Below are 19,593 nucleotides of genomic sequence, written 5' to 3'. Positions count from 1 at the left end.
TGCACGCTGTTGAGTTCTCAAGGATCGGATGCTCCTGCCTTTGGCCATCACGACCGCCCTGCAGGGCAACTTCTCTAACTTACCACTTCTTCGGTTCTTGTCAAGTCGAACCAGGAGCTGATCTGAGTGGACCGGAGTCCGTTTGATCCTCACCGCTTCGATGACCCGAGAGCTGGGAAGTTCCAACCTAGTCTTGAAGTGAGACGATCTCAAGTGTGAGTTTGACTCACGTGGAGATGCTCGGCTTTTGGCTGGGTATCAGTCCCACTTGAGGCCGGGAAGCTCTTCCGCTTCCCGCACCTTTGGGGTGACGAGTGATTACTTTACGCAGACCGCCAGGGGCTGGCAAATCATCGCTGCATCCCGGGCGTGTCGCCCGGATCCACGCGCTTCAGTCCCGATCAGCGTCACCGATGCCGAGGACGGCCGCTGAGCCGGAACCGGCCGCGACGACCGTCGCGACGGCGAGTGGGCTTCCGCCCCAGGCGGTGAACGAGTACTCGTCTCCGGCGGAGTCGACCGACCAACCGCGCTCGCCCGTGGTCGCGTCGATGCCGACGAGCGTGCCGTCGAGCGTGAGCAGGAGGGTCCGGCCGCTGTATCCGACGAGGCTGCCCTCGGCGTCCTGCTCCTCGTATCGGATCTCACCGTCTCGAGCGCCGACCCCGGTGTATCCGCCTTCGCCGTCACCGAGCATGATCGTGTCGCCCACGGTGTATGCGCCGTCCCAGGTGCTCGTCAGTCCGCTGCGCCACTCGACCTCGCCGGATCGCGGGTCGAGGCGGCGGACCCGCTCCCCCGACTGGTCGGCGACGACCAACAGCCCGCTCGCGTCGAGCACCACCGGCAGCGCCCCGGTCGCCTTCCAGCGCTCGGCGCCGGTGCGGTCGTCCACCCCGCGGATCGTGGTGTCGTTGCCGGAGTAGTCGATCGCGACGAGATCGCCGCCCACCTGCTGGTAGTACCAGGAGAGGTCGCCCTGCCAGTCGATGGTCGATCCGTCGTCGAGCGAGTAGACCGCACCGTCGTAGAAGAGCTTGTCGCCCGCGGTGGTCGCCCGCTCGCCGGCATCACCGTTGACCTCCCAGACCGGGTCGGTCAGATCCGTCGACCGATAGCGACCGACCGTCCCGGTGCCGTCGGCCGTGGTCGACGAGATGAGCAGGTCACCCTCGAGCCTCGGGACGAACGCCGCTGGCGCGGCGAAGTCGGCGAAGCCGATCCCCTCGACACTCGAGTGCTCTTGCGAGGTGGAGACCACGTGCCCGTCGCGACGGCTCACGGCGACCATGAGGTCACCCTGGCTCAGCACGATCGCGGCCGCATCCGGTGGGGAGACGACCACCGGTGCGTCGAAGCGGTCGAACTCCGGAGAGAGCTCGGTGACGCGACGGTCCCAGAGGGTGTGGCCGTTCGCCGTGTTCACCAGGGAGACCACCGTCTCGCCCGGAGCGTCGTCGAGGGTCGTCTGATCCAGTGGCCGGTCGGTCGACCACACGAGCAGCGCGGTGTTGGGGCTCGCGGTGTACCCGTTGAGGTAGAGCTCGTCGCCCGCGGGCACCTCGTCGTCCAGCGGATGCGCGAGTTCCCAGGTTCCGACGGTCGGCTTCGTCGGGAGGTCGCGGAGGAGCGCGAGCCCCTCGACGCGGTGGGGAACGGCCGCGACCACGATGAGCACGACCGCGACGATCGCAGCGACCACGGCGAGTGCGAGTCCGCCGAGGAGGAACCATCGTCGGCGCGAGGTGGTCCGCTTGACCGTGGTGGGCAACGAATCAGGGTGCCAGAGGGCGCGGGGCGCAGTCGGTTCCTGCGGTGCCTCCCCCGCGGCGGTTGCCGAGGCCGGTTCGGCCGCAGCGACTGTCGCCGGGTGCGGAGTCGACGCCTGCGCCGGCGCCGGGTCGGTGGATTCGGGATCCGGGACCGGTGTCGGCACCGCGCTCGGGGCGATCGACGTCGCGGTACCGGGGTTCGTGGGCTCAATCGTGTCGACGTCCGGCGACGGCAGTCGATCGGCTTCCGCTGCTGGGGCACCGGTCTCGACGTGGGGTGCATCGGTCTCGACGAGGTCGCCGTCATCGGCCGGCGTGGGCCGGTCGTCCGTCGACTCCGACTGGAGCTCGTCCGCCGGCTCCGGCTCGGCCGCCGCCTCGGCCGGCGTCTCCACCGTCGACAGCTCATCCGTGCGCAGCGGCAGCATGGCCCCACAACTCGGGCACACACCGTCGCGACGGTCGACGATCTCGGTCCCGCACGCCTCGCAGAGCTGCACTCGGAGCATCCCCTTCAGGTTCGATGACGACGGCGATGCCGTCGTCGGCGGATCAGGCGGGCGCTCCGTCGAGGAACAGCCCGGCGAGGGTGCGCTTGCCGCGGCGCAGCACGGCCACCCCGCCCGTGAGGAACCGGTCGTCCAGGGTCGCGTCGACGTCGTCGATCTTGCGGTTGTTCACCGAAACCCCTCCCTGGGCGACCGCGCGTCGAGCCTCACCGAGGCTCGCACACAGCTCCGTGTCGACGAGCGCCTGGATGACGAGCGTCTCCGCGGCCACCCGCGCATTCGGCAACTCCGTGACGGCCGACCGCAGCGTGTCCGCGTCGAGTGCGTCCAGATCGCCCTGACCGAAGAGCGCGGCCGACGCGGCGATGGCCGCATCCGTCGCGGCGACCCCGTGGACGAGCGCGGTGACGGCGTAGGCGAGGGTCTTCTGCGCCTCACGCTTGAACGGTTCCGACTCGGTCGCGGCCGCCAGTCGCTCGATCTCCACCCGATCGAGGAACGTGAACACCTTCAGCCGGGCGATGACGTCCGCATCGTCGGTGTTGACCCAGAACTGGTAGAACGCGTACGGGCTCGTCATGCTCGGGTCGAGCCAGACCGCGTTGCCTTCGCTCTTCCCGAACTTCGTGCCGTCCGAGTTCGTGATCAGCGGGGTCCCGATCGCGTGGACGGTGGCCCGCTCGACCCGGTGGATGAGGTCGGTGCCGCTCGTGAGGTTGCCCCACTGGTCGCTCCCGCCGGTCTGCAGGACGCAGCCGTATTCGCGGTACAGCTCGAGGTAGTCCATCCCCTGGAGGATTTGGTAACTGAACTCGGTGTAGCTGATCCCCGCCTCCGAGTTGAGACGGGCACTGACCGCGTCCTTCTTCAGCATCGTGCCGACGCGGTAGTGCTTGCCGATCTCCCGCAGGAAGTCGATCGCGGAGAGCGGTGCGGTCCAATCGAGGTTGTTGACCATGCGCGCGGCGTTGTCGCCCTCGAAACTGAGGAAGCGTTCGATCTGCGCGCGGAGGGACTGCACCCACTCGGCGACGGTGTCCGGCGTGTTCAGCGTGCGCTCGGCGGTCGGTCGTGGGTCGCCGATGAGGCCGGTCGAACCGCCGACGAGCCCGAGTGGGCGGTGTCCGGCGAGCTGCAGCCGACGCATGACGAGCAGCTGGACCAGGTTGCCCAGGTGGAGGCTCGCCGCCGTCGGGTCGAACCCGCAGTAGTAGGTGATCGGCGTTCCGCCGAGCAGGCGCTTCAGCTCCTGCTGATCCGTCGACACATGGACGAGCCCGCGCCAGACGAGTTCGTCCCAGACGTCCTCGAAGGTCGGATCGTTGCGCTGGTCAGGAAGAGCGAGGTTCGACACGCTTGCAAGGCTATCAGCGCGGCATCGGCTGCCGGATCGGGCGCATCGGCACCGGCGTGATCGCGGCGACCGTGACGTGCAGGAATTCCTCTCATTCGTCAGAGTTGTGGAAATACCTGCATGTTGCGACTAGGGTGATCGAGCCGACCCACCGCCGAGAGGAGAACCGTGTACGTGCTGACCGTCGATCAGATAGCGAGCCGGACCGGCCCTGATCGAGCCGCCGGTGTCATCGAGTCGATCAACGACCGGTTCCCGGACCGCCTGCTCCTCCAGGCCGAACGCACGGCGGGCGACGAGTTCCAGCTCGCCACCGAGGACGCCGAGGTCGCGCTCGCCATCGCCTTCGACCTCCTCCGGGATCGCGGCTGGAGCGTGGGTGTCGGACAAGGCGACGTCCGGCGTCCGCTCCCCGATTCGACCCGAGCCGCGACCGGTCAGGCCTTCTACGCCGCGAGGGAGGCCGTCACGCGGGCCAAGCGGGCGCCCTTCCGGTTCGCGCTCGAGGCGGCCGACCAGCAGGGCGGCGCCGACGTCGAAGCGCTCATCGTGCTCCTCCTCCACCTCCGCGACCGGAGGACCGCCGGCGGCTGGGAGGTCGCCGACCTGCTCGCGGCCGGCGTGACCCAGTCCGAGGCCGCGGCACGACTCGGCATCACCGAGAGTTCGGTCAGTCGCCGGGTCTCGGCCGCCGGAGTCCGAGCCGAAGCCGCAGCGACCACCGCGCTCATCCGCCTCCTGGCGAAGCTCGACCAGGACGCCTCCGTGCACCACCCCGACGACCGAAAGGACGAGCGATGAACCTCATCACGCTCACGCCCATCACCTGGCCGACCGTCATCGGCCTCCTCGGAAGCGCGCTCGTCTTCCTCCTGCTGGCCCGGGTGCTGACCGCGCGTCTCGCGGATCGTCTCATGGTCGTGGCGGCTGCCCTCATGGTGATCGGGGCCCTCCTGGTCGCGCTCGTCCCCTCGGTTCCGCCGACCGGTCCGGCACTCGTGCTCCTCGGCGTCTTCGTCCTCGCCGTCGCGGTCGCCGGCGGTGGTCCGGTCGCCTCCTTCGTCCTCGCCCTCGCGACGAAGGGCAGCGTCGCCCCCGGGATCCACGGCGGCATCCTCGTGGAGCACCGGAACCCGAGCGCCTCGCAGGTCGTCGGACGTCCGATCGAAGTGCTGCGCGGCGGGACCGCGATCGGGATCCTCGAACGGCTCGCCCTCGTCGCCGCGTTGTTCTCCGGCTATCCGGAGGCGATCGCGGTCATCGTCGCCGTGAAGGGTGTCGGACGCTTCACCGAACTCGACTCGGCCGAGGCGCGCGAGCGGTTCATCATCGGCTCGCTCGCCAGCCTCCTCTGGGCTGCCGGGGTGGCGTCGATCCTGCTGCTCGCGCGAGGCTGAGTCGGCGGATCAGTCCACCGCCCTGGGCGAGCGGCGGTACGGCGAGACGGTCGTCTCCCCCGGGAGCACGAACCGCCACGGGTAGGCGGCTCCCCCACCGAGCCCGCTGACGCCCGTCCGCGGACCGGTCGCCGAGGCGAGCGGGCGCTCGGGCAGGAGCAGATCGAAGGGCGGCTCGGCGAGGTCGTCACCCGACTGGTCGAGCGCGATCCCGAGCGCCACGGTGAGCCGTGCCGGTCCTCTGGCCAGGTCGCGATCCGGCACCCGTTCACCGCGTCGCAGCCGCGCGAGCTCCAGCCCCGCGACGACCTCGCCGGCACGCAGGAGGACGGCCGACGCCGTGCCGACCGGTGAACACACGACGTTGATGCAGACGTGCATGCCGTAGCTGAAGTACGCGTACAGATGCCCGGGCGGACCGAACATCGGACTCGTGCGCGGCGTCGGACCGCGATGCGCGTGGGATCCGGGATCCTCGCCGACCCCGAGATAGGCCTCGACCTCCGTGAGGCGGACCGACACGGTGCCCTCGGGCGTCGTGTGGGACAGCACCGCTCCGAGCAGCGCGGGCGCGACCTCGAGGGCCGATCCCGAGGTCAGCGCCCGCAGCGGACCGGCCGTCGTCATCGGACCCCGCCCCGTCTAGAGCGAGAGGGCCTGCGACAGCGCGCCCACCCGACCGACGAGCGTCACGAGCTGGTCCTGGACCCGCTCCGGAGCCGTCCCGCCGACGCCGAGTCGGCTGCCGATCGAGCCGTCGACGGTCAGGACACTCCGCACGGCCGGCGTGAGATGCTCCGAGACACCCGCCAGTGCCGCGTCGTCGGGTTCGTCGAGTGCCAGCCCGCGCTCCTCGCAGTACCGCACGAGCTCGCCGCTGATCTCGTGCGCGTCGCGGAAGGCCACACCCTGCTTGACGAGCCACTCGGCGACGTCCGTCGCGAGGGAGAACCCCTCCGGTGCGAGCTCGCGCAGCCGTGCCGTGTCGAAGCGGAGCGTCGCCACCATCCCGGTGAACGCCGGGAGCAACACCTCGAGCTGGTTCACGGAGTCGAACACCGGCTCCTTGTCCTCCTGCAGGTCGCGGTTGTACGCGAGCGGCAGCGCCTTCAACGTCGCCAGCAACCCGGTCAGGTTCCCGATGAGTCGCCCGGACTTCCCGCGGGCGAGTTCGGCGATGTCGGGGTTCTTCTTCTGCGGCATGATGCTCGAGCCGGTCGAGTAGGCGTCGTCGAGGGTCACGAACCCGAACTCGCGGGTGTTCCAGACGATGATCTCCTCGGCGAACCGGGACAGGTTGATCCCGATGAGCGAGGTGATGAACGCGAACTCGGCCACGACGTCGCGGCTGGCGGTGGCGTCGATCGAGTTCTCCGTCGGCCGGTCGAGCCCGAGCTCGTGCGCGACGAGCACCGGGTCGAGCCCGAGGGAACTGCCGGCGAGTGCTCCGGAACCGTAGGGCGAGGCGCTCGCCCGGGCGAGCCAGTCGCGGAGCCGTTCCAGGTCGCGGGTGAGCGGCCAGGCGTGCGCGAGCAGCTGGTGGGCGAGCAGCACCGGCTGGGCGTGCTGCAGGTGCGTGCGGCCGGGCATCACCGCGTCCGGGTGTGCTTCGGCCTGGGAGACGATCGCGTCGATCAGGTGGATGACGTCGCGGGCGATCACCCGTCCGTGATCGATGAGGTAGAGGCGCACGAGCGTCGCGATCTGGTCGTTCCGGCTCCGGCCGGCACGCAGCTTCCCACCGAGTTCCTTGCCGGCCCGTTCGACGAGCCCGCGTTCCAGCGCCGAGTGGACGTCCTCATCGCTCTCCGCCGCGACGAACGTCCCGTCGGCCACGTCGGCGTCCAGGACGTCGAGGGCGGCGAGCATCCCGCGAAGCTCGTCCTCGTCGAGGTACCCCGCCGACGCGAGCGCCTTGGCATGGGCACGGGAACCCGCGATGTCGTATGCGGCGAGGACCCAGTCGAACTGAGTGGACTTGCTCAGACGGGCGAGTTCCGGCGACGGTCCGCTCGCGAAGCGTCCACCCCAGAGGGCCCCGGACTCGCCTGCTCGGTTCTGCTGATCTGCCACGATGGGCCTCCTGTACTGCTGGCGTCCGGAGTGCTCCGGACTGGTCGGTCGGCCGCAGCCGGGGAAGGGTCAGGCCGCGGAGCCGGCGTGCTGCTGCTCGAGCAGCCACACGAGCAGGGCCTTCTGCGCGTGGAGGCGGTTCTCCGCCTCGTCCCAGATGATGCTCTGCGCCCCGTCGATGACCTCGGCCTCGACCTCGAAGCCGCGATCGGCGGGCAGGCAGTGCATGAAGACGGCGTCGGACGCGGCGAGCCCCATGAGCCTGCGGTCGACCCGGTAGCCGCCGAAGATGGCGACGCGTTGCGCCTTCTCGTCCTCCTTGCCCATCGACACCCAGGTGTCGGTGATCATCACGTCGGCATCCGCCGCCGCCGCGTCGGGGTCGGTGGTCACGAGCACGGAGCCGCCCGTCGTCGCGGCGATGCGCTCCGCGTCGGCGACGACGTCCGCAGCCGGGGCGAACTCGGCCGGGGCGGCGACGCGGACATGCATCCCCGCCGTCGCGCCGGCCAACAGGTAGGAGTGGGCCATGTTGCTCGCTCCGTCGCCGAAGAACGACATCGTCAGACCGGCGAGCTCGCCCTTGTGCTCGCGGATCGTGAGGAGGTCGGCGAGGAGCTGGCACGGGTGGAAGTCGTCGGACAGCGCGTTGACGACGGGCACCGTCGTCCCGGCCGAGATCTCCTCGAGACCGGACTGGGCGTAGGTCCGCCAGACGATCGCCGCGACCTGACGTTCGAGGACGCGAGCGGTGTCGGCGGCCGTCTCCTTGCCGCCGAGCTGGCTGTTGGCCGTCGAGATGATGAGCGGGGATCCGCCGAGGTCGGCGATCCCCACGGCGAAGGAGACGCGTGTCCGCGTCGAGGACTTGTCGAAGATGACCGCGACGGTCTGCGGGCCTTCGAGCGGCTTCCGCGACCAGCGGTCGCGCTTCAGCTCGGTGGCGAGGTCGAGGATCTCGGCCTGCTCGGCCGGGCTGAGGTCGTCGTCGCGGAGGAAGTGACGGGTCATGGCTGGTGGTCCTGTTCGTGTGGGTCGATGGCCGGTCAGGCCAGGACGGCGTCGAGCGCCGCGCGGAAGAGGGAGGTGAACTCGTCGATCTCGGCGTCGCCGATGATGAGCGGCGGCGCGATCCGGATGCTCGTCGCGTTCGGGGCGTTGATGATGAGCCCACGGTCGAACGCAGCAGCAGACAGCTCGGCCGCCACCGGGGCGCTCAAGCCGATGCCGATGAGCAGCCCGTGTCCGCGGACCTCCTCGACGAGCGGGGAACCGATGGCGGTGATGACGGCCCGCAACTGCTCACCGCGCGCAGCGGCGTTCTGCACGAGGCCGGCGCGCTCGATCTCCTCGAGCACCGCGTTCGCCGTCGCGGTCGCGAGCGGGTTGCCGCCGAAGGTGCTGCCGTGCTGGCCGGGTCCGAACAGCTCGGAGGCGGCGCCGAAGGTGACGAGGGCGCCGATCGGCATGCCACCGCCAATCCCCTTGGCGACGGTGATCGCGTCCGGGACGATGCCGTCCCGCTGGAACGCGAACCACTCCCCCGTCCGACCGGCCCCGGTCTGGATCTCGTCGATGATGAGCAGCACGCCGTGTGCCTCGGTGAGTGCCCTGGCACGGGCGAGGTAGCCCTCCGGCAGGTCGATGACGCCGGCTTCGCCCTTGATCGGTTCGAGGATCAGCGCGGCGACCCGGTCGTCGATCGCCGCCTCGAGTGCCTCGATCGTGGTCGGGATGTGCTCGACGCCACCCGGGAGCGGGTGGAACCCCTCCTGCAGGGCAGGCTTGCCGGTCAGTGCGAGCGCGCCGAAGGTCCGCCCGTGGAAGGAGTTCTCCAGGGTGAGGACCCGGGTCCGCGATCCGTCGCCGTGGTTGAGTCGGGCGAGCTTGAACGCCGCCTCGTTCGCCTCGGCACCGGAGTTCGCGAAGTACACCCGACCGCCCTCGTCCGCTCCGGCGAGACGCTTGAGTCGGGCCGCGAGCTCGAGCTGCGGCGGACTCGAGAAGTAGTTGGAGACGTGCGCCAGCGTGCTCGCCTGTCGCGTGATCGCACCGACGAACGCCGGATGCGCATGTCCCAGTGCGTTCACCGCGATGCCCGCGAGGAAGTCGAGGTAGCGGTTGCCCTCGGCGTCCCAGACATGGCATCCCTCACCGCGCGTCAGCATGGCGATCGGCGTGTTGAACGTGCGCATCATGTCGCGGTCGACGCGGCTCTTCCAGTCGCTCATGAGTCCTCCGGGACGACCTCGGTGCCTGAGCCGTTCTGGGTGAACACCTCGAGCAGGATGGAGTGGGGTACGCGGCCGTCGATGATGGCAGCCTTGGCGACCCCGCCGTCGACGGCGTCGAGGCAGGCGGTCATCTTCGGGATCATGCCCGATTCGAGCGTGGGCAGCATGGCTCGGAGCTCACTCGTCGTGATCTGCGAGACGAGCGAGTCGCGGTTGGGCCAGTCGCTGTACAGCCCGGCGACATCGGTCAGGATGACGAGCTTCGCGGCACCGAGTGCCACGGCGAGCGCCGCGGCGGCCGCATCGGCGTTCACGTTGAGCGTCTGGCCGGGCTGGTCGAGGTCTGGGGCGATCGAGGAGACCACCGGGATGTTGCCGGCGTCGAGGTAGGCCTGCACCGAGGTGGGGTCGACGCTGACGACGTCGCCGACGAGCCCGATGTCCACGGTCTCGCCGTCGACGACGATCGAGCGACGTCGCCCGCCGAACAGGCCCGCGTCCTCGCCGGACAGTCCTGCGGCGAGCGGGCCGTGTTCGTTGATCCGCCCCACGAGCTCGGGGTTGACCTGACCGGTGAGGACCATCCGGACGACCTCCATGGCCTCGGGGGTCGTGACCCGGTACCCGCCGCGGAACTCGCTGTGGATGTCGAGCCGGTCGAGCATCGCGGAGATCTGCGGGCCGCCACCGTGCACGACGACGGGCTTCAGCCCCGCGTAGCGCAGGTAGACCATGTCCTCGGCGAAGGCCTGCGCGAGTTCGTCGCTCACCATCGCGTTGCCGCCGAACTTGACGACGATCGTCTGGTCGCGGAAGGTCTTCAGCCAGGGAAGCGACTCGATGAGGGTGGCGGCCTTGATCGCCGCCTCCTCGGGAGAGTTGTCTCGGTACTGGGTCATCATCAGCTCGCGTACGCGCTGTTCTCGTGCACGTAGTCGTGCGTGAGGTCGTTCGTCCAGATGGTGGCTCCCGTGTCACCGGCGTGGAGGTCGATGAGCACGTGCACGGCGCGCGGTGAGAGGTCGACGAGGTCGCGCGACTGATCCGGCTCGCCGGCCGTGCACACCTGGACGCCGTTCATGGCCACGTCGATCCCGTACGGGTCGAACTCGGCACCCGTGGTCCCGACGGCCGCGAGCACCCGGCCCCAGTTCGGGTCGTTGCCGAAGATGGCCGCCTTGAAGAGGTTGCTGCGGGAGACCGCGCGGGCGACCTCGACCGCGTCGTCCTCGGACACCGCGCCGACGACCTCGATCGCGACGTCGTGGGCCGCGCCCTCGGCATCGGCCTGCAACTGCAGGGTGAGGTCGCGGCACACCTCCGTCAGCGCCTCGGTGAAGGCGGACAGCTCCGGGGTCACGCCGCTCGACCCGGAGGCGAGGAGTGACACCGTGTCGTTGGTGGACATGCAACCGTCGGAGTCGAGACGGTCGAAGGTGACACGGGTCGCGCTGCGGAGCGCCTGATCGAGCTGCGCCGGCTCGAGCACGGCGTCGGTCGTGATGACGACGAGCATCGTCGCGAGCCCGGGGGCGAGCATGCCCGCGCCCTTCGCCATGCCGCCGACGGTCCATCCGTCCGCGCTCCGAACGGCCTGTTTCGGCTTCGTGTCGGTCGTCATGATCGCGGTCGCCGCGGCGAGCCCGGCAGCTTCGCTCGCACCGTCCTCGTCGGCGACCGCGCGGGTGGCGTCCCAGACGCCCGCGGTCAGCTTGTCGAGATCGAGCTGTTCGCCGATGAGCCCCGTGGAGCAGACGAGGACGTCGCCGGCCGAGATCGCGAGCCGCTCGGCGACGGCCTCCGCGGTCGCGTGCGTCGTCTGGAAACCGCGCGTCCCCGTGTAGCAGTTCGCGCCGCCGGAGTTCAGGACGATCGCCGAGACGATGCCGTCCTGCATGACCTGCTCGCTCCAGAGGACCGGGTTGGCCTTGCACCGATTGCTCGTGAACACCGTCGCCGCGTGCTGCAGCGGACCGACGTTGTGGACCACCGCGAGGTCGAGGCCCCCGGAGGTCTTGAGGCCGCAGGCGACGCCCGCCGCGAGGAACCCTGCTGCTGCTGTCACACTCACGGTGCCACTCCATTCACACTCAAGCCGGTCGTCTCGGGGAGCCCGAGCGCGATGTTCGCCGATTGGATCGCCGCGCCGGCGGTCCCCTTCACGAGGTTGTCGACGGCGGTCACGACGACGACCCGTCCCACCGTCTCGTCGACGGCGAGTCCGATCAGCGCGGTGTTGGCGCCGAGGACGTCGGCCGTCCGGGGGAACGAGCCCTCGGGCAGCACGTGGACGAACGGCTCGTCGGCGTAGGCCGTCTCCCAGGCCTCGCGGACCGCTGCCGCCGTGGTGCCCGGGACGATGCGTGCCGTCGAGGTGGCCAGGATGCCGCGCGACATCGGGACGATGACCGGGGTGAACGAGATGGACGCGCGATCGGCACCGGCCGCCCGGAGGCTCTGCGTGATCTCGGGGATGTGCCGGTGGGTACCGCCGACGGCGTACGGGTTGGCCGTGCCGAGCACCTCGCTCGCGAGCAGGTTGACCTTCAGGCTCTTCCCCGCGCCGGACGGCCCGACGGCGAGCACGGAGACGAGGTCGAGCGGCTCGATCACCCCCGCGGCGATGCCGGGCGCGAGGGACAGGGCGACGGTGCTCGCGTTGCATCCAGGAGCGGCGATCCGCTTGGCGCCCACGAGAGCGTCACGCCCCCGACCGGTGGACGTCTGGAGCTCCGGCACACCGTAGGCCCAGGCGCCGAAGTAGTCGCCGCCGTAGAAGGCGTCCCAGTCGGCTTCGTCGACGAGCCGGTGGTCGGCTCCGCAGTCGACGACGAGGGTCTCCGGTGCAAGCGATGCCGTGACCTCACCCGACTTGCCGTGCGGCAGGGCGAGGAAGACGACGTCGTGTCCCGCGAGCACCTCCGGCGTCGTCGCCTCGAGGACGAGATGCCGGAGCGATCGGAGGTGTGGCTGGTGGTCGACGAGCGGTTGACCGGCGTTCGCGTGCGCGGTCACCGTCCGGACGTCGAAGTCGGGGTGGTCGGCGAGCAGCCGAAGCAGCTCGCCTCCTGCGTAGCCGGATGCTCCGGCCACCGCTACAGAGAAGGACATGGCTCTACCTTATTGAGTGGACGCTCGAGGGGCGGAGGCGGCGACTCCTGGACGACTGCACGGTCACCTGGACCGTGCGAGCACCGGGGTCGCCTATCGTCGCTCTGCGGTAGCGCGTGCGGACACGGTACGGCGGAGGGCGCGGAGCGTGATCGCCCGCGAAGAACCCTGTGCCTGGAAACGTGCCATGTCGAGAGCGTACTACGACGACGAGGATGCCGACGAATCCGCGCCCGGCGCAGCCCGCTCCGCGATGAGCGCGGCCTGGACCCGCGACCGTGCGTCGAGCTTCACGAGGATCCGGGACACGTGCGTGCGGGCCGTCGCCTCGGACAGCCCGAGCGCGGTCGCGATCCCGGCGTTGCTCAGCCCCTCGCGCAGCTGCTCGAGGACCTCACGCTCCCGCGGTGTCAGCGTGGCCAGACCGGGGTGCGCCGGCGCCGGCGCCGGCACGACCGGAGGTCGGGCTGCGGCGAGACGTTCGAGGACTCGGCGGGTCACCTCAGGGGCGAGCACCGCCTCGCCCGCGTGCACTCGTCGGATCGCATCGACGAGGCCGGCAGCGGAGACCGTCTTCACCAGGAAGGCGTTCGCCCCGGCCGCCAGCGCCTCGTCGACGTACCGGTCGAGCGCGAAGGTGGTGAGCATGATGATGCTCGGCGGTGGGGTGGCCGCAGCGAGGATGGCCGGGATCGCGTCGATCCCTGAGGCACGCGGCATCTGGACGTCGAGCAACACGACGTCCGGTCGGTGTCGCACGGATTGCGCGACGACGGCCTCCCCGTCCGCCGCCTCGGCGATGACCAGGATGTCGTCCGGCTCGTCGAGCAGCGCTCCCAGACCCGCTCTGACGGCCGCATGGTCGTCCGCGATGAGGACCGTGATGGTCATGACGCCCCTCCTACAAGGGCGACCGCGGCGGTGGAGGTCGGCACCCGGGTCGGCACCGTGAGCGCCGTCCGCCAGTCGGGACCGTCCGGCCCCGCGACGAGGTCGCCTCCGACCAGACGTGCCCGCTCGGCCAGGCCGACGAGGCCGACCCCACCGGACCCGGCGAGCACCGAAGACGAGGTCGCCGTCGGCAGCGGGTTGCTGAGCGTGACGGACAGGGCACCGGGCGGGAGCGAGACCTCGACCCGCACGGAGGCACCCGGTGCGTGCTTCGCGGTGTTCGTCAGGCCTTCGACGAGCGTGCGGAGCCCGACGATCGAGGTCTGCGCGGGGACCTCGGCGAGCGCCGCGTCGTCCGGTGCCCGTACCTCCACCTCCAGTCCGTTGGCACGGGCGACCTCGACCGCGCGGCGGACCGACTCGGCCGTGAGCCGGTCTGGCGCCTGGGCCAGCTCGTCGGCCGACTGGTCACCGCGGAGCACGTCGATCATCGTGCGCATGTCGGCGAGCGCGTCGAGACTGCTGGTCCGGACGAGTGCGAGGCTGCGCCGCAGCGCCACCGGGTCGGTGCCGTCGCGTCGTTCCAGGGCCGCCGCCGACTGCATCGCGATCGCCGAGAGGTGACCGGCGATGACGTCGTGCAGCTCCCGGCTGAGCTCGAGCCGTTCACGGGTCACGGCGTCCTGCCGGAGCGCAGCCGCTGCCTGGGCGATCGTGTCCGCGCGCTCGCGCTGGCGTTCGGCCTCGAGACGGGGATACCGGACCATCCTGCCGTACCAGATCGAGCTCGCCAGGATGACCGGGACGATGATGAGCGAGCCGAGGACCACTCCGCGACCGAGCCGGGTGACGGCCTCGACGTCGTCGGTGAACCAGATCACCGCGAAGACACCGACCGACACGACGGCGAGCGCGGTGCAGGCGAACGCGGCGACGTCCATGACCCGGGACCGTGAGTAGAGCGCCGCCGCGTAGGCGAGGTCGGACACGACGATGAGCATCCCGAGGCCGCTGCCTCCGGTGGTGAGCGCTTCGGCGAGGGCGATCAGGACGCCGACGGCCAGCGTGGTCAACGGGCGTCGGCGGCGGAGCAGGTGCACCGTCAGGATGGCGACGAGGAACGCGAGCGTGAGGAGGAGCGGCGGTTCCGACACGGTCGTCCCCCAGGGGACATGGATCCCGAGGAGGGCGAACAGGAGTCCCATGGCCGCGCACACCGTGGTGATGACCGGCTCACGGTGTCGATCCACCCATGCGCGCGGTCCTTCGAGAGCAGCCATACCTCCATCACACCAGCTCGAGCCGCGCGGCGCGAGCGTCGGAGGGACGAGCCGGCGTACGCAGTTCCGCTGACCCAGTCGCCGGAGGATCAGCAGCACGGTCGATGTGGCACGGCATCACCCCGCGACACCATCGGAACATGGACAGCTTCACTGAACTCTTCGGCACGAGCCCACTCATCTGGGCCATCCTCGGCGCGGAGGCCGCGTTCTGGATTCTCCTCTTCGGCGGGCTCGCGGTCCGCTACCTCCTCCGGCGGCGCCGGCTCAGCGCGATCATGTTGATCGGTGTACCGGTCGTGGACCTCGTCCTCCTGGTCCTGACCGCGACCGACCTCGCGTCCGGCGAGGAGCCGAACGTCACGCACCTCCTCGCGACCATCTACCTGGGCTTCACGGTGGCGTTCGGCCACGCGCTCATCACGAAGGCGGACGTCTGGTTCGCACACCGGTTCGCGGGCGGTCCAGCACCGCGGCCGAAGCCGAAGTCCGGGCCCGCGTACGTCCGGGCCGCCTGGTCGGAGTGGCGTCGGGTGGTCCTCGCCGTCGCGATCGCGGTCGCCGGGCTCCTCGCGATGCAGGCCATGGTCGGCTGGACCGTCCCCGCCTCCTTCGCCCTCGCGAACGAGGACGTCATCTGGGGCATGATCATCAAGCTCGTCGCGGTCACCGCCATCTGGTTCGCCGCAGGCCCGGTGTACGCCGTCCTCTTCCGGAGCTCCGCGCCCGCGCCTGACACCACGGAGCGGGTTTCGGATTCCGTTCCGACATCTCAGGGGCGTACCTAACGGCGCTCTATCTCATATCTGAGATAGAGTGACGACATGGAAGACACGGCAACGTTTGAACGAACGGACCCTGCGGCACCGCTCCGGCAGGTCGGAGCACTCATCCGCGGCGCCCGTCAGGGACGCAAACTCACCCAGGCCCAGCTGGCGGAACGCGTCGGCACGAGCCAGAGCGCGATCAACCGGATCGAGCAGGGCAGTCAGAACATCAGCATCGACCTCCTGAGCCGGATCAGCACCGCGCTCGAGAGTGAGATCGTCAGTTTCGGCGAACAGAAGAAGAACTCGCACCTCCGCGTCCAGGGCGGCCGACAGCTGCACGGGACCATCGCGGTGCGTTCGAGCAAGAACGCCTCGGTCGCGCTCCTGTGCGCCGCGCTCATGAACCGCGGCCGCACCACGCTGCACGGCATCGCCCGGATCGTCGAGGTCGACCGCATCATCGACGTCCTGCGCAGCCTGGGCGTCTCCGTGGTCTGGTCGCCCGACGGCCAGGACGTCGAGATCCACGTCCCGGACGACCTCTCACTCGAGAGCATCGACGAGGACGCCGGTCGCCGGACCCGCAGTGTGCTCATGTTCCTCGGTCCGCTGCTCGGCCGCTACGACACCTTCGCCCTCCCCTACGCCGGTGGTTGCGACCTCGGGACCCGGACCGTCGAACCGCACCTCATCGCGCTCCGGCCGTTCGGCCTGTCCATCGAGGCGACCGCTGGCTGGTACCAGGCCACCGTCGCCCCCGACGTGCCCGAGGAGCTGAGCGTCGTGCTCACCGAGCGCGGCGACACCGTGACCGAGAACGCCATCATGGCCGCCGCGGTCCGCGACGGCGTCACGACCATCCGCAACGCCAGCCCGAACTACATGGTGCAGGACCTGTGCTTCTACCTGGAGCTCCTCGGCATCACCATCGAGGGCATCGGGAGCACGACGCTCCGGATCACCGGCCGCAGCGTCATCAACGAGGACGTGGACTACTGGCCGAGTGAGGACCCGGTGGAGGCGATGAGTCTGCTCACCGCGGGGATCGTCACCGACTCGGAGATCACCGTCACGCGCGTACCGATCGAGTTCATGGAGATCGAGCTCGCGACGCTCGGCGAGATGGGACTGCGCTACACCCGCTCCCCCGAGTACGCAGCGGCGAACGGCCGGACCCGACTCGTCGACGTCACCGTGCACCCCTCGAAGCTGCACGCCCCGATCGACAAGATCCACCCCATGCCGTTCCCGGGGCTCAACATCGACAACCTCCCGTTCTTCGCGGTCATCGCGGCCTGCGCCGAGGGCGACACGCTCATCCACGACTGGGTGTACGAGGGCAGGGCGATCCACCTCACCGACCTGACCCGACTCGGGGCGAACGTCCGCCTGCGCGACCCGCACCGCATCGACGTCTCCGGGCCGACGCACTGGTCCGGCGCCGAGGTGAGCTGCCCTCCCGCGCTGCGACCGGCAGTCGTCATCCTGCTCGCCATGCTCGCCGCGAAAGGTACGAGCGTGCTCCGGAACGTCGACATCATCGCTCGCGGGTACGAGCAGCTGCAGGAGCGGCTCATCACCCTGGGTGCGTCGATCGAGACCTTCCGCGACTGAGTCCGTCCCGTCCGACGGACGCGGCCCCGCAGATCGTCGATCCGCGGGGCCGCTGTCGTCCGGTACGACCGGCTCAGTCCCGGATGCTCGCGCCGAAACGCTCGGCCGCCACTGCCGCGCCGGCGAGCTTCGCGTCGCTCGCCTCCGCCGCGGTGAGCGTGCGGTCCGGCGCGCGGAACCGCAGCGCGAAGGTCAGGCTCTTGCCGCCCTCGGGGACGCCCGAGCCGCGGTAGTCGTCGACGAGGCGGATGTGCTCGAGCAGCGAACCGGCTCCGACCCGGACGGCGTCGAGGACCTCGCCGGCGGAGACCGTCGCGGGGACGAGCAGCGAGAGGTCCTGCGTCGCAGCGGGCAGGGTGCCGATGCCGACGGCCTCGGGCAGTGCGTCGCCGAGCGCGATGATGCGATCCAGGTCGAGTTCCGCGACCGCTACGACGCGCGGCAAGTTCGCCTCCTCGGCGACGGCCGGGTGGACCTCCCCCGCGTATCCCACCAGGACGTCGCCCACGTGCAAGGCCGCGGTCCGTCCGGGGTGCAGTGCCTGGTGGCTGCCCTGCGAGACGGTGATGTCGACACCGGTCGCCACTGCGACGGCCTGGACGGCCTCGAGCGCGTCCGCGATACCGGCCGCGACGGCGGGCTGGCCCGGCTGCTTCGCGACGGCGTTGCCGACCGCGAGGAATCCCAGATGACGCGGTTGGGCCGGGACGCCCGCCTCGAGCTCCTCGAGCTGGGCCTCGCTCGGACGGACCGCCGCCTGCGGGAGTTCGGCCTGGCCGAACGCGCCGTGACGGGACGGACGGAACACCGCGCCGACCTCGAAGATCGAGAGGTCGGTCAGACCGCGCGAGACGTTCCGGTGGGCCACCGCGAGGAGACCGGGCAGGATCGACGCGCGGAGGAAGGGGGCCTTCGCGTCGAGCGGGTTCGCGAGCTTCACGGCCGGGAACTCACCCGGCTGCGGAGCGCCGAACCGGGCGTTCTCCTCGGCGGAGACGAACGGGTAGGCCAACACCTCGGTGGCGCCGCCGTAGGCGAGCGCGTCGGCGACCCCACGGCGCAGCCGCTGCGAACGCGAGAGCCCGCGTCCCGGAGGCGCGACGGGGAGCACCGACGGGATGCGGTCGTATCCGAGGATCCGCGCCACCTCCTCGGCGAGGTCCTCCTTGCCGGTGATGTCGTGGCGCCAGCTCGGCGGCGTCACGAGCAGGCCGCCATCGGTAGCCTCGACGGCCGCGCCGATCTCGGCGAGCGCGGATCGTGTCTCGTCCGCTCCGAACGTGACGCCGATGAGGCCGTTGATGTAGTCGTCGGGGAGCAGGATCGGCTCGCGATCCGGCGCCGTGGTGACGGTGGAGCCGAGGTCGTCCGTCCGGCCGCCGGCCAGGTCGACGAGCAACTGCGCGACGCGACCGGCGGCCGCGACGGCGATCTGTGGATCGACACCGCGCTCGAACCGCTTGGACGCCTCGCTCGGCAGCTTGTGGCGACGCGCGCTCCGCGCGATGGACACCTGGTCGAAGTTCGCGGCCTCGATGAGGACGTTACGCGTGGCATCGGTGATCTCGGTGTCGAGGCCACCCATCACGCCCGCGAGCCCGATCGGGCCCGAGTCGTCGGTGATCAACAGGTCCTCGTCGTGGAGCTTCCGCTCCTGGCCGTCGAGCGTGACGAAGGTCTCGCCGGACCGCGCGCGCCGGACGACGATGCCGCCAGTGAGCTTGTCGAGGTCGTACCCGTGGATCGGCTGCCCGAGCTCGAGCATGACGTAGTTCGTGATGTCGACGACGAGCGACAGCGAGCGGATGCCGGCGAGCTTCAACCGGGCAACCATCCACGGCGGGGTCGGCTTCGTCGGGTCGACGTCGCGCACGACGCGGGTGACGAACACGCTCGACCCGACGCGACCGCGGATCGGCCCCGCATCCTCGATCGTGACGGGGAAGCCGTCGAGTGGCCCGGTGAACGCCTCGGGGACGCTCGCCGCCGGGTCGCGGAAGGCCTCACCGGTCGCGTGCGAGTACTCGCGAGCGACCCCTCGGATCGAGAACGCGTAGCCGCGATCGGGCGTCACGTTGAGCTCGACCGCAGCGTCGTCGAGACCGAGCAGGCTGATCGCGTCGGTGCCGACGGGTGCCTCGACCCCGATCGTCGAGAGACGCAGGATCCCGTCGTGGTCCTCACCGAGGCCGAGCTCGCGAGCCGAGGCGATCATGCCGTCCGACACGTGGCCGTAGGTCTTGCGAGCGGCGATCGGGAACGGACCGGGCAGGACGGCGCCGGGCAGGGTGACGACCACCTGGTCGCCGACGAAGAAGTTGCCGGCACCGCAGACGATGCCCCGCACGGCGCCCTCGGCGTCACCCTCGGCGACGCGGACCTGGCACCAGCGGATGGTCTTGCCGTTGGACTGCGGCTCCTCGACGAACTCGAGGACCTCGCCGACCACGATGGGACCGGTCAGCTCGAAGCGGTGGACGTCCTCCTCCTCGAGCCCGACGCGCACGAGCGCGGCGTGGACGTCTTCAGGGGTGGTCCCCGGGGCGAGTTCGACGAACTCCCCGAGCCAGCTCAATGGAACACGCACG

At 70.3% G+C, this 19,593-nt stretch carries 16 protein-coding genes; 4 read left to right on the top strand and 12 right to left on the bottom strand.

What is annotated here, in order from left to right:
* Window positions 1–391: 391 nt before the first annotated feature.
* Window positions 392–2,281 carry a PQQ-binding-like beta-propeller repeat protein gene (locus ITJ66_RS19600; RefSeq protein WP_194645667.1) on the bottom strand — a complete coding sequence of 630 codons (1,890 nt, stop codon included), beginning with the start codon at window positions 2,279–2,281 and terminating at the stop codon, window positions 392–394.
* A 43-nt stretch (window positions 2,282–2,324) separates the two neighbouring features.
* Window positions 2,325–3,635, bottom strand: a complete 1,311-nt coding sequence (gene tyrS / locus ITJ66_RS19595) for a tyrosine--tRNA ligase (protein WP_194645665.1) — start codon at window positions 3,633–3,635, stop codon at window positions 2,325–2,327.
* A 168-nt stretch (window positions 3,636–3,803) separates the two neighbouring features.
* Between tyrS and ITJ66_RS19590 the strand changes: the two genes are divergently transcribed.
* Together ITJ66_RS19590 and ITJ66_RS19585 are read left to right on the top strand one after the other, a co-directional pair.
* Window positions 3,804–4,436, top strand: coding sequence for a DNA-binding protein (locus tag ITJ66_RS19590; protein WP_194645662.1), 633 nt, complete (start codon window positions 3,804–3,806; stop codon window positions 4,434–4,436).
* The gene (locus tag ITJ66_RS19585; RefSeq protein WP_194645660.1) at window positions 4,433–5,032 is read left to right on the top strand and encodes a hypothetical protein; all 600 of its coding nucleotides are present in this window, start codon (window positions 4,433–4,435) and stop codon (window positions 5,030–5,032) included. The genes ITJ66_RS19590 and ITJ66_RS19585 overlap by 4 nt, the downstream gene beginning before the upstream one ends.
* A 9-nt stretch (window positions 5,033–5,041) precedes the next feature.
* Here the strand turns inward: ITJ66_RS19585 and ITJ66_RS19580 are convergent, their stop codons facing one another.
* The 9 genes from ITJ66_RS19580 to ITJ66_RS19540 form a co-directional block, all read right to left on the bottom strand.
* The gene (locus ITJ66_RS19580) at window positions 5,042–5,659 is read right to left on the bottom strand and encodes a DNA-3-methyladenine glycosylase (protein WP_194645657.1); all 618 of its coding nucleotides are present in this window, start codon (window positions 5,657–5,659) and stop codon (window positions 5,042–5,044) included.
* Window positions 5,660–5,674: 15 nt separating this feature from the next.
* A complete protein-coding gene (gene argH, locus ITJ66_RS19575; protein ID WP_124769487.1) occupies window positions 5,675–7,105 on the bottom strand; it encodes an argininosuccinate lyase in 1,431 nt (476 codons plus the stop codon).
* Between the two features lie 69 nt (window positions 7,106–7,174).
* Window positions 7,175–8,116, bottom strand: coding sequence for an ornithine carbamoyltransferase (gene argF / locus ITJ66_RS19570; RefSeq protein WP_124769488.1), 942 nt, complete (start codon window positions 8,114–8,116; stop codon window positions 7,175–7,177).
* 35 nt (window positions 8,117–8,151) lie between these two features.
* A complete protein-coding gene (locus ITJ66_RS19565) occupies window positions 8,152–9,336 on the bottom strand; it encodes an acetylornithine transaminase (RefSeq protein WP_194645655.1) in 1,185 nt (394 codons plus the stop codon).
* Window positions 9,333–10,238: an acetylglutamate kinase gene (gene argB, locus ITJ66_RS19560; protein ID WP_194645653.1), complete on the bottom strand. Its 906-nt coding sequence runs from the start codon at window positions 10,236–10,238 to the stop codon at window positions 9,333–9,335. The genes ITJ66_RS19565 and argB overlap by 4 nt, the downstream gene beginning before the upstream one ends.
* 2 nt (window positions 10,239–10,240) lie before the next feature.
* Window positions 10,241–11,410: a bifunctional glutamate N-acetyltransferase/amino-acid acetyltransferase ArgJ gene (gene argJ / locus ITJ66_RS19555; RefSeq protein ID WP_194645651.1), complete on the bottom strand. Its 1,170-nt coding sequence runs from the start codon at window positions 11,408–11,410 to the stop codon at window positions 10,241–10,243.
* Window positions 11,407–12,450: an N-acetyl-gamma-glutamyl-phosphate reductase gene (gene argC / locus ITJ66_RS19550; RefSeq protein ID WP_192018605.1), complete on the bottom strand. Its 1,044-nt coding sequence runs from the start codon at window positions 12,448–12,450 to the stop codon at window positions 11,407–11,409. The genes argJ and argC overlap by 4 nt, the downstream gene beginning before the upstream one ends.
* A gap of 201 nt (window positions 12,451–12,651) precedes the next feature.
* Window positions 12,652–13,341, bottom strand: a complete 690-nt coding sequence (locus tag ITJ66_RS19545) for a response regulator transcription factor (RefSeq protein WP_137243209.1) — start codon at window positions 13,339–13,341, stop codon at window positions 12,652–12,654.
* Entirely contained in the window at window positions 13,338–14,621 is a 1,284-nt protein-coding gene (locus tag ITJ66_RS19540; RefSeq protein WP_194645649.1) for a sensor histidine kinase, read from the bottom strand. The genes ITJ66_RS19545 and ITJ66_RS19540 overlap by 4 nt, the downstream gene beginning before the upstream one ends.
* Before the next feature lie 140 nt (window positions 14,622–14,761).
* On the opposite strand from ITJ66_RS19540, the gene ITJ66_RS19535 reads away from it, so the two are divergent.
* Window positions 14,762–15,409: a hypothetical protein gene (locus ITJ66_RS19535; RefSeq protein WP_194645646.1), complete on the top strand. Its 648-nt coding sequence runs from the start codon at window positions 14,762–14,764 to the stop codon at window positions 15,407–15,409.
* 36 nt (window positions 15,410–15,445) lie between these two features.
* Entirely contained in the window at window positions 15,446–17,005 is a 1,560-nt protein-coding gene (locus ITJ66_RS19530; RefSeq protein ID WP_124769494.1) for a UDP-N-acetylglucosamine 1-carboxyvinyltransferase, read from the top strand.
* A gap of 73 nt (window positions 17,006–17,078) precedes the next feature.
* Here ITJ66_RS19530 and pheT read toward each other — a convergent pair whose 3' ends face one another.
* A complete protein-coding gene (gene pheT / locus ITJ66_RS19525) occupies window positions 17,079–19,592 on the bottom strand; it encodes a phenylalanine--tRNA ligase subunit beta (RefSeq protein WP_194645644.1) in 2,514 nt (837 codons plus the stop codon).
* Window position 19,593: the final 1 nt, after the last annotated feature.

Origin of the sequence: Plantibacter sp. VKM Ac-2885 (assembly GCF_015351205.1) — a bacterium.
GTDB lineage: Bacteria > Actinomycetota > Actinomycetes > Actinomycetales > Microbacteriaceae > Plantibacter > Plantibacter auratus.
The sequence above is the reverse complement of the archived record's forward strand: the minus strand, read 5'-3'. Positions and strand labels throughout refer to the sequence as shown.